Genomic DNA, 14,530 nt, shown 5'->3' with positions numbered 1-14,530 from the left:
CAGTCCTGATTACTCAAAGCGGCGACGCGCACTGGCTTCACGCGCCGCGCGAGCTGTCTCTACGGAAACCACGCGGCGTCCTACCGGCCAGAGCGCAATGGCGGCGATTTTAAAATTCGCGATGCCGACGGGAATGCCGATGATCGTAATGCATTGCGCAATGCCGGAGGCGATGTGCATCAGGCAGAGCCACCAGCCAAAGACGATCAGCCAGAAAACATTGAGTACCGTACCGCCGGTATTCAACAGCGTGCTTTTTCCTGCCGGGTTCAGCTCGTCAACATGAACGGCCTCATTGCCGTAGGGAAGCAGCGAAAGTTTTGTAATCTCCCAGCATGAGCGGGTTAACGGTAATGTGAAAATGAGCACGATGCTGACGAGTGTGGCCAGCAGCCAGGCCAGAGTGGTGGCAAAACCACCCAATACAAAATTTAAAATATTCAGAACAGTACGCATAAACCCTCGGCTAACTCTGGTTTTCTGTGATTGCAGGCAATTGTAACGTTTTTTTGGGCTGGAGCACGTTTTCTCTGGCGGTTACACTGACAAGAAATACTCTTCGTCTGGATTCGCTGAGTCATGGAACTGAAAGCAACTTCTCTTGGAAAACGTCTGGCGCAACACCCGTACGATCGGGCCGTTATTCTCAATGCCGGTATTAAAGTCTCGGGCGATCGCCACGAGTATCTTATTCCATTCAATCAGTTACTGGCTATTCATTGTAAACGGGGACTGGTGTGGGGGGAGCTTGAGTTTGTCCTCCCGGATGACAAAGTGGTGCGTCTGCACGGTACTGAATGGGCAGAGACGCAGCGTTTTCATCACTACCTGGATGCGCACTGGCAGCGCTGGAGCCAGGAGATGAGCGAGGTGGCGGCCCGGGTTTTACAGGAACAACGGGATCTTATTGCCGAGCGAACCGGAGAAAAACGGTGGTTAACGCGCGAGCAAACGTCAGGATTACAGCAACACATTCGCCGCGCTTTTGCTGCGTTACCGCTGCCGGTTAATCGCCTGGAGGAGTTTGAGAACTGCCGCGATGCCTGGCGTAGCTGTCTGGCATGGTTGAACGATATCGAGGGATGCCGCCAGCAGCATAACCAGGCCTATACCGAGGTGATGCTGACGGAATATGCCGACTTCTTTCAGAACATTGAGTCCTCGCCGCTGAATCCGGCGCAGGCCAGAGCAGTGGTCAATGGTGAACATGCTTTGCTGGTGCTTGCGGGAGCCGGGAGCGGTAAGACGTCTGTGCTGGTCGCGCGCGCAGGCTGGCTGTTAGCCAGGGGAGAAGCGGCGGCTGAGCAAATTCTGCTGCTGGCCTTTGGCCGCAAGGCCGCAGAAGAGATGGACGAACGTATTCGTGAAAGATTGCATACGGACGCGATCGCCGCCCGTACGTTTCACGCCCTGGCGCTGCATATCATTCAGCAGGGGAGTAAGAAAGTCCCGACCATCAGCAAACTGGAAAACGACGCTGCCGCGCGACATAAACTGTTTATCAAAACCTGGCGTCAACAGTGCAGCGAGAAAAAAGCGCAGGCGAAAGGGTGGCGGCAGTGGCTGGAAGAGGAAATGCAATGGCCGCTGCCTGAGGGCAATTTCTGGGATGATGAAAAGCTACAGCGCCGTCTGGCCTCCCGGCTGGACCGTTGGGTGAGCCTGATGCGAATGCATGGCGGCGCTCAGGCTGAGATGATCGCCAGTGCGCCTGAGGAGATTCGCGATCTGTTCAGTAAGCGCATCAAATTGATGGCGCCGTTGCTGAAAGCGTGGAAAGGCGCGCTGAAAGAGGAAAACGCCGTCGATTTCTCCGGGCTTATCCACCAGGCGATCGTTATCCTGGAAAAGGGGCGTTTTATCAGTCCCTGGAAACATATTCTGGTGGACGAATTTCAGGATATCTCCCCGCAGCGTGCGGCATTGCTGGCGGCGCTGCGCAAACAAAATTCGCATACCACGCTGTTTGCCGTTGGCGATGACTGGCAGGCGATTTACCGTTTCAGCGGGGCGCAGCTCTCTTTAACGACCGCGTTTCATCACACTTTTGGCGAGGGCGATCGCTGTGACCTCGATACAACCTACCGTTTTAACGGGCGCATTGGCGAAATCGCCAATCGTTTTATCCAACAAAATCCGCATCAGCTCAAAAAGCCGCTTAACAGTCTGACGGCGGGCGATAAGAAAGCGGTAACGTTACTGGATGAAAACCAGCTGGATGCCTTGCTGGATAAGCTTTCAGGATATGCGAAAGAGGATGAGCGCATTCTGGTGCTGGCGCGCTACCACCATCTGAAACCAGCCAGTCTTGAAAAAGCGGCGACCCGCTGGCCTAAGCTGCAACTGGATTTTATGACCATCCATGCCAGTAAGGGTCAGCAGGCTGACTATGTGATTATTGTCGGGTTACAGGAAGGCAGTGATGGTTTCCCGGCGCCTGCGCGCGAGTCGATTATGGAAGAAGCATTACTGCCGCAGGTGGAGGATTTCCCGGATGCGGAAGAGCGGCGACTGCTGTATGTGGCGCTGACGCGCGCCCGGCATCGGGTCTGGTTGTTATTTAACAAAGAGAATCCGTCGCGCTTTGTGGACGATCTTAAGCATCTGGACGTGCCGGTGGCGAGGAAGCCTTAAGAGCAGGCGGCTTGTGCCGCCTGTGGGAGCGTTATTTCAGGCGTTCAGCCAGGTAACGTTGATAATCCGGGATCAGGATATCCACGGCATCGTTAAAATGGGGAGACTGGACAATAAAGTCAGCCGTAGACGCGTTGGTGGCGACCGGAATGTTCCACACCGTAGCCAGACGCAGGAGCGCCTTCACATCTGGATCGTGCGGAACGGCATTGAGCGGGTCCCAGAAGAAAATCAGCACATCAATCTTCCCTTCAGAGATCAGGGCGCCGACCTGCTGATCGCCGCCCATCGGGCCGCTCAGCATCGCGTTAACGTTCATACCCGTGGCGCGTTGAATTAAGTTTCCGGTTGTGCCTGTGGCATAAAGCTCGTGCTTTTCCAGCAGCGGCTGGTGGCGTTCCACCCAGCTCATTAACATCTGTTTGCAGTGGTCGTGCGCCACCAGAGCAATGTGTTTGCGTGCAGGCAAGGTGCGAGTCGTCAGTTCCATAGTTCAATTCCGTAGTTAACCTTGCTACAGAGTACTGGAAGCGCTTGACGCTGCAAGAGAAAGACGAAAAAAATGCGCGCCGACTCGTCATACTCGCCAGCGTCGACATAAAATGTCAGGAGGGCGGTTGTTTTTCCGCCCATTGCAGGAAGTTATTACGCGTTTGCGGATCGGCTTGTTTGAACCAGTATTTGAGTCGCTGCTCCGTGAGTGCCTGAGACTGCGGCGGAACGGCGTCCAGCTCAGAGATCCCGGAAAGCAGCGTGCTGTCATCGGCCATCATCGTGGCGAACTGCGGCAAGGAGGCGCGTTTATCGGCTTTGTTGTAGCGCTCAGTTTCGGTTTCGTAATCAATGATTTTGGCGGTCGAGGTGATTGCCAGAATATCCAGTTTGACCGGAATCGGCATTGCGTCGCCGTCCAGCAGTTCCAGACGCGGCGTGGTGGAAAAATGCGCGGCTTCTCGTTCGGTTTCCAGATGCGGAAGATGAAAATTGACCTGGCTGATGAGTTGCGTGTTAAAGCTGATCACCAGCGGGGGAGAAATGTAGAGTCGTTCCTCGTGGCTGGACAGGCGAATGGTCTTCTCAACGCGAAACACAAGCTGATGCGGGCCATTGTCCAGTTCGATGCTGTCCGCGCCGCGCAGCAATGAACTGGAGACTTTTTTGCCGTCTAACACTAAAAGGTCAATGTCATTTGAAAGACGAAGGGTCGTGGCAAAGGCGGTTACCGGCAAATACAGAACGAATAACATGGTTATAATGCCGGTTTTCATAGGGTTCTCCTGTCCAAAAACCGCCCGGTTAATAATGTATCAAAATTTTTCGCTAATCATGTTTACTAACATATAGACATATTTTTAGCTTTTGCTCTCATACGTCCGTATGGGATGAATGGTTGCAATGTCAGGTTTGTCGTACACTTTGCAAAACAGCCTGGAGAAAGATGATGAAAGAGACCGATATCGCTGGCATTTTGACGTCCACGCGTACCATCGCGCTGGTGGGGGCAAGTGATAAGCCCGAGCGCCCAAGTTACCGTGTGATGAAATATTTACTCGACCAGGGCTACCACGTTATTCCTGTCTCGCCGAAGGTGGCCGGAACCACGTTGTTGGGGCAGAAAGGCTATGCGAAGCTGACTGACATACCGGAAAGGGTCGATATGGTTGATGTCTTCCGTAATTCAGAAGCCGCATGGGGCGTCGCGCAGGAAGCTATCGCCATTGGCGCGAGGACCTTATGGATGCAACTGGGCGTAATTAATGAGCAGGCTGCCGTGCTGGCGCGAAATGCGGGATTGAAAGTCGTGATGGATCGCTGTCCGGCAATAGAGATTCCGCGTTTAGGGCTGGCGAAATAAGGGCTCAGACATAGCGTGTAAGCCCGATAAGCGTCGCGCTATCGGGCATTTTACGTTGAATCAGTTGCGCAGACGCGGCGCTTGCAGCTGTTTGCGAATAGTGCGCGCCAGTTCATCCATCGAGGGTTGCTCGGGATGCTCATCTTGCGTTTCACTGCTTAACTGGGCTTCAGCCAGATAGGTATGTACAGGCTGGCCTTCATCATCTTCCATCACCACGTGATACCAGGGAGCGGCGCGAAGTTCGTCGTTAACCGCCAGCTCATCAGGTGACGGTTCATCAAGCGAATATTCCGGGTCGATATCCACGACCACTCCGAGGTAACCTAACAGGGAATGGCGGACCTGCTGGCCGATACCGAATTTGCTGGCAATCATAGTCACCTCCCGGGAAATAGATACTCTCAATATGAGGGTAACATTCCACTTTTCAAGTTACATGACGCGACAGGCAAACCCTTTCAGATACAGCCCTTCCGGGTAGGTAGCGATCACCGGATGATCGGCAGCCTGACGGAACTGCTCTATAAATTGTACATCACGACCGGCATCTATTGCGGCATCTGCAATGATTTTCTGAAATAAATCTGTGGTCATCAGGCCGGAACAGGAGAACGTTAACAGCACGCCGCCCGGATTCAACAACTGGATAGCCAGCATGTTGATATCTTTATAGCCGCGACAGGCCCCCATCAGCTGGCTTTTATTTTCGACGAACTTCGGCGGGTCCATCACGATGACGTCGAATTTCTCTCCACGATCGCGATAGGTGCGCAGCAGTTTGAACACATCGTCACGCACAAACTCGGCTTTGCTCAGATCCAGTTTGTTCAGCTCAACGTTTTGCTTCGCGATATCCAGCGCTTCCTGCGATGTATCAACGCTCACCACCTGACGGCAACCACCCATCAGTGCTGACACGGCAAATCCGCCGGTATAGGAGAAGCAGTTCAGCACGCGCTGGTTTTCCACATAGCGACGCGTCGCCAGGCGGCTGTCACGTTGATCGAGGTAATAGCCTGTCTTATGACCCCCCTGAATATCCACCAGCAGCTTCATGCCATGCTCTTCGATGGGCAGCAGGGCAGGCGGCAGTTCGCCGGTGACGGGCCCCTGGGTGAGTTCCATCCCCTCTTTTTTACGCACGGCGACGTCGCTGCGGTCGTAGATCGCACATTCGGGATACTGCGTTTGCAACGCGCTGATCAGCGCGGCGCGTTGATATTCCGCGCCAGCGCTCAATAGTTGCAGAACCAGGAAGTTACCGAAGCGGTCGATAGTGATGCCCGGCAAGCCATCGGATTCACCGGCTATCAGACGGTAGCTGTCCAGCCCGTCTTTTTTCGCCAGCCAGTCGCGCCACTGTTGCGCCTGGTGCAGACGACGAGTGAAGAACGCAATGTCGATGGATTCCGCCTGATCGAATGTCCAGACGCGTGCACGAATTTGCGAAGCGGGAGAATAGGCGCCGCGCGCTAACCATTTACCCTGATGGTCAACAATATCGATGGTTTCACCGAGGCTGGCTTTACCTTCCATTCGGGCTACGGCACCGGAAAAGACCCACGGATGGCGACGAAGTAAAGATTTTTCGCGCCCTTTGGCTAACACTAAACGTACACTCATAATTTGCTATTCTGTCGAATCAAAGAAATGGGCGCCATTGTCCTGAGTTTTGCGAGGATTTGCAACGCGCCCCGCGATGATAAGGAGCACAATAATGTCGAAAGTTTGCATAATCGCCTGGGTACACGGTCGGGTTCAGGGCGTTGGTTTTCGCTATACCACGCAGCATGAAGCGCAGCGTCTGGGGCTGACGGGCTATGCGCGCAATCTGGATGATGGAAGCGTGGAGGTGGTGGCCTGTGGCGAAAGTGAACAGGTGGACAAACTGATGAAGTGGCTGAAGGATGGTGGGCCACGTAGCGCCAGGGTAGAAAGGGTTCTGAGTGAGCCACATCGCCCTGGCGAGGAGTTAACAGGTTTCCGTATCCGCTATTAAATACATTTCACCGGTTTAGGCAGGCCAGCAATCTTCGTTGCCTGCTTTGCCGGGCCTTTCGGAAACAGGCGATACAGGTAGCGGCTGTTGCCTTTTTCTTCGCCAAACTTATTCGCCATTGCTTTCACCAGCATGCGGATGGCCGGAGACGTATTAAACTCCAGGTAGAAATCACGCACAAAACGCACCACTTCCCAGTGTTCAGGAGAGAGGGCAATACCTTCCTTTTCAGCAATCGCGACTGCCAGAGGCTCGCTCCATTCCGCCGTCTCTTTTAAATAGCCTTCGCTATCCGTACTGATTTCTTTGCCTTCAAAGATCAACATAAATTCTTCACAGCGTTAGTCAAACTGGCGCCAGTTTACCAAAAAACAAAGCCCCGCATAAGCGGGGCTTGGTTAATGCGTTCTTATATCTTAATCGCGGCTGGCGAAGCCCAGAATGCTCAGCAGGCTGACGAAGATATTGTACAGCGAGACATACAGGCTGACCGTTGCGCGAATGTAGTTCGTCTCACCGCCACGGATGATGTTGCTGGTCTCGAACAGGATTGCCCCGGAAGAGATCAGGATAAACACCGCGCTGATGGCCAGATGCAGCGCAGGCAGTTGCAGGAAGATATTCGCAACCATGCCAATCAGCACCACAACGATACCCGCCATCAGCATACCGCCCAGGAAGGACATATCTTTACGCGTTGTCAGTACATAAGCGGAGCAGCAGAAGAAGACCAGTGCCGTACCGCCCAGCGCCATGCCGATAACATCGCCCATACCCGCTGAGAGGTAGGCGTTGAGAATCGGGCCAAGAATGTAGCCCAGGAAGCCGGTAAAGGCGAACGCCGACAGGATACCGGTGGGTTTATTCGCCGTTTTATAGGTCAGGAACATCAGACCGTACATGCCTACCAGCGTCAGAATGAGACCCGGAGACGGCAGCATCAGTACCGTACTGGCGGTGGCGGTGATCGCAGAGAACGCCAGCGTCAGGCTCAGCAGGAAATAGGTATTGCGCAGCACTTTATGGGTGCTGAGTAGCGATGTGCGGTCGCGTGAAGAAGTAATAATACGATCCATGAGTCACTCTCTTATGACAGATGTAGTTAGCGAAAGAGGATAATAAAACCGCTGATAATCACACAGCGGTTTTACCCATCTTTACGCATTTGATCTCTAACAGGTTAAGCATGTTATTTCAGGCGTTGTCGCGAAACCCACTCGACATAAAACGTGACGGGGGAGAAGAGGCGGCAGTAAAGGTTGATGATGAGCGCATAATAAAAGAGGCGCAACGGAACATTTGCCGCCGGGCCTCTTTTTTATGCTGAATAAATGGTCAATTTGTTGTTATTTCAGGCTATTAACAGCTTTTTGACTGTTTTTCAGGCAAACGAACACATTCGGGCTTTACACGGCGCATCGGGATGTTTATAGTGCGCCTCATTCCGGAAGTGTGGCCGAGCGGTTGAAGGCACCGGTCTTGAAAACCGGCGACCCGAAAGGGTTCCAGAGTTCGAATCTCTGCGCTTCCGCCAGATTAAACAAGGGGTTACCGAAAGGTAGCCCCTTTGTTTTTGTGTCAAAAAATATCGTATCCCGCTTCTTTCAGATCATGCCGAACCCCGGATAACAAAAGCTATCCGGGATTTTCTTTTCCCTGGTGTGGGCGATTATTGTGCGTCGGCCAGTGTTAAAGGGGCGTCTTCCTGCTGAGTGTTCTTACGCTGTTGCTCAAGTTCCAGCGCGCCGCGATGAGAGAGATAGCAGAACAGAATGCAGCAGACGATCCCGCCCATCAGCAGATAGAAACCGCCGTGCCAGCCCATTTTATCCACCATCACGCCAAACAGGCTGGTGCCTAACGAGGCGCCAAAGATGTAGCTCATAAATCCGCGTAAGCCAACGGCTGAACCTACGGCAAAGCTGGGAACAATTTCCATCGTCTGGACGGAGGCCAGAAACTGCGGGACGTAAATCAGGCAGCCAACAATCGCCGCGAAAACCGTCACCATCAGCAGAGATTCACTTTTCCAGTAACCGATCAGGCAGACGAAGATCAGCGCCATACAGATCATGGCTAACGGCATCCGACGCCCTTTGAACAGTTTGTCGGAGAGCCAGCCGGCCAGTAGGGTAGAAGGAATGGCCGCCCATTCAAAAAACAGGAAAGCGACGCTCATCTGTTCCTTGGAAAAATGTTTCACCGTCAGCAGGTAGATAGGCAACCAGTTGATCATGCCGAAGCGCACCATATAGACGAACACGTCCACAAGGGAGACATACCAGGCGTTTTTGTTACGCAGCACGTACGTGCAGAAGATCTGGAATGCGCTCATGTTCTCCGGCGCTTTTACGGCGTGTCTGGTCTTTAGCACCACTTTCTCTTCCGGCATCATCTCTTCCAGCGCAGGCAGACCCTCCTCACGCGGCGAGCCTTTACCAAGCAGCAGTACAATCAGGGCGAAAACCACCGCCACGCAGGCCGGAACAATGTAGCTGGCGCTCTGCCAGTGTTCACTGCCGAGGATTGCAAACGCGGCACCTACGATCGGGGCGACAATCCCGCCGCCAACGTTATGCGAAATGTTCCAGAACGCCCCCACACGTCCACGCTCCCGACGCGGGAACCAGTTAGCGATAGTGATAAAAGAGGGGCCGACGCCCATCCCCTGAAACAGGCCGTTCAGGACAACCAGCGCAGCGAAGATCCAGAATGCGGTGCTGAACCCCAATCCGACGTTTACGATAGCGCACAGCACCAGGCCGCAGGCCATAAAGACTTTCGGGCTGGCTTTATCTGCGAGGCTGCTCATGACGCCTTTGCTGATTCCGTACGCAATGAGCATACAGCTACTGAGCAAACCGATCTGCGTGGCGCTCAGGTCTAACTGTTCTTTCAGGTAAGGCGTGGATAATGTGAAGTTATTGCGCACAATATAGTACGCCAGATAGCCCAGAAATACGCTAAGCAGCGCCTGCATACGGTATCGACCATAAGTTGCCTGAATTTTCTCAGCAGGAACTTTATTCGCCGATGGCCCTGTTTTAAATATTGATAACATGTCGTCACCTGTATTTTATATTGGTATGAACATCAGGAGTATTCGGCATGAAGAGTGAAATAAGCGGCCATGAAACTCAAGTCGATGAAATGTGTCAAAATTGACTCAAAATGATGAATTGAAAGGTTATTTTTGACACGTTTTGAATGAGTGAAATGCGGCGTAATTAATCAGGCGCTGAATTTATGTCTGGCTTGTGCGGATATTAACAAATTCCACATTCATTATCTGGTAATCTTTGCTGGTATTTTCGGATGCCAGCACGAATATTTTTACGATAGTGGTTATTCATCCGCTAATCGTCACAAACGGGTAAGTTTTGTCTCAACGCTATTTTTTCGATATCTCAATATTTATGAACGGGATCACAAACATGTTTCTTCGTCGGGGCGGGATGGTTAGCAAAACGTTCGCGTTGCTGCTGCTGACCGCGTTGTTCAGACCCTGTGCGGCGCAAAGCAATGAACTGGTGATGGCGACAACATTTTCCCCCAGCGCCACCGCGTGGATTATCCAGCGCTGGCAGACGGAGCCGGGGTCGGTGATGATTCGCACGCTCAATCGCACCAGCGCCTCGCTGGAACAGTTGCTTGATACGGCAAATGCAGAAAACGTTGATCTGATTCTGACCTCGTCGCCGATGTTGCTTCAGCATCTTCAGGAACATCAAAAACTGGCGCCGTTCAACGGTGCGCCGTCAGTCAGTCAACATCTGGTGCCGGAATCGATCCGTTCAACCTCCGTTGCCGTGGCTATATCGGGATTCGGTTTGCTGATTAATCGCTCGGCGCTGACTGCACGGCATCTGCCTTCGCCAACGGACTGGGACGACCTGACCGATCCCAGATATCAGGGGGCGCTGCTGATGAGCAGCCCATCGCGCTCGGATACCAACCACCTGATGGTGGAGTCGCTGTTGCAACAAAAAGGCTGGTCGCAGGGATGGGAAACGTTGTTGGCGAGTGCGGGAAACCTCGTGACGATTTCATCACGCAGCTTTGGCGTGGCGGATAAAATAAAAAGCGGGCTGGGCGTGGCCGGCCCGGTGATTGATAACTATGCCAATCTGTTGCTGAACGATCCTCATCTGGCCTTTACCTACTTTCCGCAGTCGGCCGTTTCGCCCACCTATGTCGCGGTACTCAAAAACAGCCAGCATGCCAGCGAAGCGCGGCGTTTTATTCGCTATCTGCTAAGCCCGGAAGGGCAGCGGATCCTCGCTGACGCCAATACGGGGAAATATCCGGTTACGCCGCTGGCGGCAGGAAACCCACGGGCAGCGCAACAGGCGGTGCTGATGAATCAACCGCCGTTAAATTATCGGCTGATCCTGAAACGTCAGCGTCTGGTTCAGCGTATGTTTGATACGGCAATCAGCTTTCGTCTCGCCCAGTTGAAAGATGCCTGGCGAGCGCTGCACAGCGCGGAAGCCCGTCTTAAGCGTCCGTTGCCTGAAATACGCGCGCTGTTAACCCGTGTGCCGGTCGATCCGGCAAGCAGCGAAGATGAAGCCTGGCTGGCGCAGTTCGACAATAAGAGCTTTGCGGAGCAGCAAATGATGGAGTGGCAGATCTGGTTTCTCAACAACCAGCGTCAGGCGATCAATAAACTGGAAGAACTGAAATGAAGGGCGGGTCAATGCTGCAACGTCTGCGGCAAATCAGCATCAGCAGCAGTTTACGGGGTGCTTTCCTGATGGGGGCGCTGCTGACGCTGATAGTCAGCAGCGTCAGCCTCTATTCATGGTATGAGCAAAGCTCGCAAATACGCTATTCGCTGGATGAGTATTTTCCCCGCATCCATTCTGCTTTTCTGATTGAAGGGAATCTCAATCTGGTGGTGGATCAGTTGAATGAGTTTTTGCTGGCGCCGAACACTACGGTGCGCCTGCAACTGCGCAACCAGATTATTCAACATCTGGATAGAATCGAGCGGCTGAGCCAGGGGCTGTCACCCGCAGAACGCCAGCAGCTGGCGGTGATTTTGCAGGACAGCCGCGCGCTGCTGTCGGAACTGGATCGCGTGCTCTACAACATGTTTCTGGTACGTGAAAAGGTGGGTGAGCTGTCTGCGCGTATTGACTGGCTTCACGACGATTTCACCACCGAACTGAATTCTCTGGTGCAGGATTTCACCTGGCAACAGGGAACGCTGCTGGATCAGATTGAAGCCCGGCAAGGCGATGCGGCGCAGTACCTGAAACGCTCCCGTGAAGTACAGAACGAGCAGCAGCAGGTCTATACGCTGACGCGCATCGAGAATCAAATTGTTGACGACCTGCGCGACAGGCTCAATGAACTGAAGTCTGGAAATGATGATGGCATGCTGGTTGAGACGCATATCCGCTATCTCGAAAACCTGAAAAAAACGGCGGATGAAAATATTCGTGCGCTGAATGACTGGCCGAGCACGATCACCCTGCGACAGACCATTGATGAGCTGCTGGAAATTGGCATGGTGAAAAATAAAATGCCGGACACCATGCGCGACTATGTCGCCGCGCAAAAAGCGTTAGTGGATGCCAGCCGCGCCAGAGAAGCGACGCTGGGGCGCTTCAGGACGCTGCTTGAGGCCCAACTGGGCAGCAGTCACCAGCAAATGCAGATGTTTAATCAGCGTATGGAGCAGATTGTCCGCGTTAGCGGCGGGTTGATTCTGGTGGCGACGCTGCTGGCGCTGCTGCTGGCGTGGGTGTTGAACCATTATTTTATTCGTTCGCGGCTGGTGAAACGCTTTACCGCGCTGAATCAGGCGGTGGTGCAGATTGGTTTAGGGCGGACGGATGCCACGATTCCGGTGTATGGGCGGGATGAGCTGGGGCGTATTGCGGGTTTGCTTCGCCACACGCTGGGTCAGCTTAACGCGCAAAAACAGCAACTTGAGCAGGAGATCGCCGAGCGAAAAGCGATTGAGGCCGATCTGCGCGCCACCCAGGACGAGCTGATCCAGACGGCAAAACTGGCGGTGGTCGGGCAGACGATGACCACGCTGGCGCATGAGATCAACCAGCCGCTGAATGCGCTGTCGATGTATCTGTTTACGGCAGGACGGGCGATTGAACAGGGGCAGACGGAACAGGCGCGAACGACGTTAAGCAAAGCGGAAGGGCTGATTAACCGCATTGACGCGATTATCCGCTCGCTGCGCCAGTTTACCCGTCGTGCTGAACTGGAAACGCCGCTGCATCCGGTTGATTTGCGCCAGACGTTTACGGCGGCGTGGGAACTGCTGGCGATGCGCCATAAGCCTCAGCAGGGGGCGCTCGCGATACCGGATGAAACCGTTTGGGTCAGCGGTGATGAAGTACGCATCCAGCAGGTGCTGGTGAACGTGCTGGCGAATGCGCTCGACGCCTGCCCGAACGCGGCGGCAATTACGGTGAGCTGGCAAATTCAGGGCGACACGCTGTGCGTGTTGATTGCCGACAATGGCCCCGGCTGGCCTGCGGCCTTGCTACCCTCATTACTGAAGCCGTTTACGACCAGTAAAGATGTGGGGCTGGGCATTGGGCTTTCGATTTGTGTTTCGCTGATGACGCAAATGGAAGGCGCGTTGCGCCTGGCGTCCACGTTGACGCGAAATGCCTGCGTGGTGCTGCAATTCAATGTGACGGATGTAAAAGATGTTGAGTAATGAATGTTCGATTCTGCTGATTGATGATGATGCCGATGTGCTTGATGCCTATACACAGCTGCTTGAGCAGGCGGGTTATCACGTCTGTGTCTGCAATAATCCCTTTGATGCGCGGGAGTGGGTGCAGAAGGACTGGCCCGGTATCGTGTTGAGCGATGTCTGCATGCCTGGCTGCTCCGGCATCGATTTGATGACGTTGTTTCATCAGGATGACGAGCAGCTGCCGATTCTGCTTATCACCGGACATGGCGACGTGCCTATGGCGGTGGATGCGGTGAAAAAAGGAGCCTGGGACTTCCTGCAAAAGCCGGTAGACCCGGGCAAGTTACTCTCGCTGGTTGAGGCGGCGTTACGCCATAGGCAATCGGTGATAGCGCGTCGCCAGTACTGCCAGCAGAAATTGCAGGTTGAGCTAATTGGGCGCAGCCAATGGACGCATCAGTATCGTCAGCGCTTACAGCAACTGGCAGAGACGGATATTGCGGTCTGGCTTTACGGCGAACCGGGAACCGGCCGCATGACCGGCGCGCGCTATTTGCACCAGCTGGGGCGTAACGCCGGGGGCCCTTTTATTTACTGCGAACTGACCCCTGCCAGTGCCCAAAAACTTAATGAGCTTATCGCGCAGGTTCAGGGCGGGACGCTGGTATTAAGTCACCCGGAAAATCTGACCCGCGAACAGCAGCATCAACTGGTGCAGTTGCAGAGTCTGGAGCGGCGGCCTTTTCGCCTGATCGGTATCGGCAACGCTTCGCTGGTGGAGCTGGCGGCCAGCAACCAGATTGTGGCGGAGCTTTATTACTGTTTCGCCATGACGCAAATCGCCTGTCAGCCCCTGTCACAGCGACCTGATGATATCGGGCCGTTGTTCCATCACTATTTGCAGAAAGCCTGTCAACGGCTAAATCATCCGGTGCCGGAGGTGGATAACGACCTGCTGAAGGGGATGATGCGCCGGGTGTGGCCGAACAACGTCCGTGAACTGGCGAACGCCGCCGAACTGTTTGCCGTGGGGGTATTGCCGCTCGCGGAAACGGCGAATCCACAGATGCACGTCGGTGAGCCGACGCCGCTTGACCAGCGGGTTGAAGACGTTGAACGGCAGATCATCACCGAAGCGCTGAATATCCATCAGGGGCGCATTAACGAAGTGGCAGGGTACCTGCAAATTCCCCGTAAAAAGCTCTATCTCAGAATGAAGAAATATGGCCTGAGTAAAGAGCACTATAAGTTTTAGCGCAGGTCAGGGGAGCGAGATGTGATGTGTGGGGCTATGAATCACCTGTTCCCCTGTAATTAGTTGTGATATTGCGAATGTAAATCAGTTACAATCTGGCAAACACCT

Annotated in this window: 14 protein-coding genes and 1 tRNA gene; 7 read left to right on the top strand and 8 right to left on the bottom strand. The window is 53.8% G+C overall.

The features are described from left to right. Window positions 1-9 precede the first annotated feature (9 nt). On the bottom strand, window positions 10-456 hold the full coding sequence (locus tag OGX80_RS10160) for a YccF domain-containing protein (RefSeq protein WP_012132963.1): 447 nt from the start codon (window positions 454-456) through the stop codon (window positions 10-12). Window positions 457-579: 123 nt separating this feature from the next. On the opposite strand from OGX80_RS10160, the gene helD reads away from it, so the two are divergent. Next, complete coding sequence (gene helD, locus OGX80_RS10155) at window positions 580-2,634, top strand: DNA helicase IV (RefSeq protein ID WP_115181752.1); 2,055 nt, start codon at window positions 580-582, stop codon at window positions 2,632-2,634. 31 nt (window positions 2,635-2,665) lie between these two features. Here helD and mgsA read toward each other — a convergent pair whose 3' ends face one another. Next, window positions 2,666-3,124 (bottom strand): methylglyoxal synthase, encoded by a 459-nt coding sequence (gene mgsA, locus OGX80_RS10150; protein WP_012132960.1) that lies wholly within the window; start codon window positions 3,122-3,124, stop codon window positions 2,666-2,668. Window positions 3,125-3,239: 115 nt separating this feature from the next. Beyond that, the gene (locus OGX80_RS10145; protein ID WP_012132958.1) at window positions 3,240-3,902 is read right to left on the bottom strand and encodes a DUF2057 family protein; all 663 of its coding nucleotides are present in this window, start codon (window positions 3,900-3,902) and stop codon (window positions 3,240-3,242) included. 173 nt (window positions 3,903-4,075) lie between these two features. Here OGX80_RS10145 and OGX80_RS10140 point away from each other — a divergent pair, with 173 nt between their 5' ends. After that, a complete protein-coding gene (locus OGX80_RS10140) occupies window positions 4,076-4,489 on the top strand; it encodes a CoA-binding protein (protein WP_049008447.1) in 414 nt (137 codons plus the stop codon). A 60-nt stretch (window positions 4,490-4,549) separates the two neighbouring features. Here the strand turns inward: OGX80_RS10140 and hspQ are convergent, their stop codons facing one another. Both hspQ and rlmI read right to left on the bottom strand, forming a co-directional pair. Further along, window positions 4,550-4,867 carry a heat shock protein HspQ gene (hspQ, locus tag OGX80_RS10135; RefSeq protein ID WP_012132956.1) on the bottom strand — a complete coding sequence of 106 codons (318 nt, stop codon included), beginning with the start codon at window positions 4,865-4,867 and terminating at the stop codon, window positions 4,550-4,552. Window positions 4,868-4,924: 57 nt separating this feature from the next. Then, window positions 4,925-6,115 (bottom strand): 23S rRNA (cytosine(1962)-C(5))-methyltransferase RlmI, encoded by a 1,191-nt coding sequence (gene rlmI / locus OGX80_RS10130; RefSeq protein ID WP_049008455.1) that lies wholly within the window; start codon window positions 6,113-6,115, stop codon window positions 4,925-4,927. A gap of 94 nt (window positions 6,116-6,209) precedes the next feature. Here rlmI and yccX point away from each other — a divergent pair, with 94 nt between their 5' ends. Next, complete coding sequence (gene yccX, locus OGX80_RS10125; RefSeq protein WP_058668976.1) at window positions 6,210-6,491, top strand: acylphosphatase; 282 nt, start codon at window positions 6,210-6,212, stop codon at window positions 6,489-6,491. Here the strand turns inward: yccX and tusE are convergent. After that, window positions 6,488-6,817 carry a sulfurtransferase TusE gene (gene tusE / locus OGX80_RS10120; RefSeq protein ID WP_115181751.1) on the bottom strand — a complete coding sequence of 110 codons (330 nt, stop codon included), beginning with the start codon at window positions 6,815-6,817 and terminating at the stop codon, window positions 6,488-6,490. The two genes, yccX and tusE, sit on opposite strands and share 4 nt — an antisense overlap. A gap of 90 nt (window positions 6,818-6,907) precedes the next feature. Beyond that, window positions 6,908-7,567 (bottom strand): FtsH protease modulator YccA, encoded by a 660-nt coding sequence (yccA, locus tag OGX80_RS10115; RefSeq protein WP_012132952.1) that lies wholly within the window; start codon window positions 7,565-7,567, stop codon window positions 6,908-6,910. Window positions 7,568-7,937: 370 nt separating this feature from the next. On the opposite strand from yccA, the gene OGX80_RS10110 reads away from it, so the two are divergent. Then, a tRNA-Ser gene (locus OGX80_RS10110) sits at window positions 7,938-8,025 on the top strand. A gap of 135 nt (window positions 8,026-8,160) precedes the next feature. Here the strand turns inward: OGX80_RS10110 and pgtP are convergent. Further along, a complete protein-coding gene (gene pgtP, locus OGX80_RS10105) occupies window positions 8,161-9,552 on the bottom strand; it encodes a phosphoglycerate transporter PgtP (protein ID WP_115181750.1) in 1,392 nt (463 codons plus the stop codon). A 394-nt stretch (window positions 9,553-9,946) separates the two neighbouring features. Between pgtP and pgtC the strand changes: the two genes are divergently transcribed. From pgtC to pgtA, 3 genes are read left to right on the top strand one after another with little or no spacing between them, the layout of a single operon-like run. Then, complete coding sequence (gene pgtC, locus OGX80_RS10100) at window positions 9,947-11,179, top strand: phosphoglycerate transport regulator PgtC (protein WP_181899082.1); 1,233 nt, start codon at window positions 9,947-9,949, stop codon at window positions 11,177-11,179. Between the two features lie 11 nt (window positions 11,180-11,190). Next, window positions 11,191-13,185, top strand: coding sequence for a two-component system sensor histidine kinase PgtB (pgtB, locus tag OGX80_RS10095; protein ID WP_407057111.1), 1,995 nt, complete (start codon window positions 11,191-11,193; stop codon window positions 13,183-13,185). Then, the gene (gene pgtA, locus OGX80_RS10090; RefSeq protein ID WP_115181747.1) at window positions 13,175-14,422 is read left to right on the top strand and encodes a two-component system response regulator PgtA; all 1,248 of its coding nucleotides are present in this window, start codon (window positions 13,175-13,177) and stop codon (window positions 14,420-14,422) included. Before pgtB ends, pgtA begins: the two co-directional genes overlap by 11 nt. Window positions 14,423-14,530 lie beyond the last annotated feature (108 nt).

It is taken from the genome of Citrobacter sp. CK194, assembly GCF_030333395.1.
Taxonomy (GTDB): domain Bacteria; phylum Pseudomonadota; class Gammaproteobacteria; order Enterobacterales; family Enterobacteriaceae; genus Citrobacter_B; species Citrobacter_B koseri.
The sequence above is the reverse complement of the archived record's forward strand: the minus strand, read 5'-3'. Positions and strand labels throughout refer to the sequence as shown.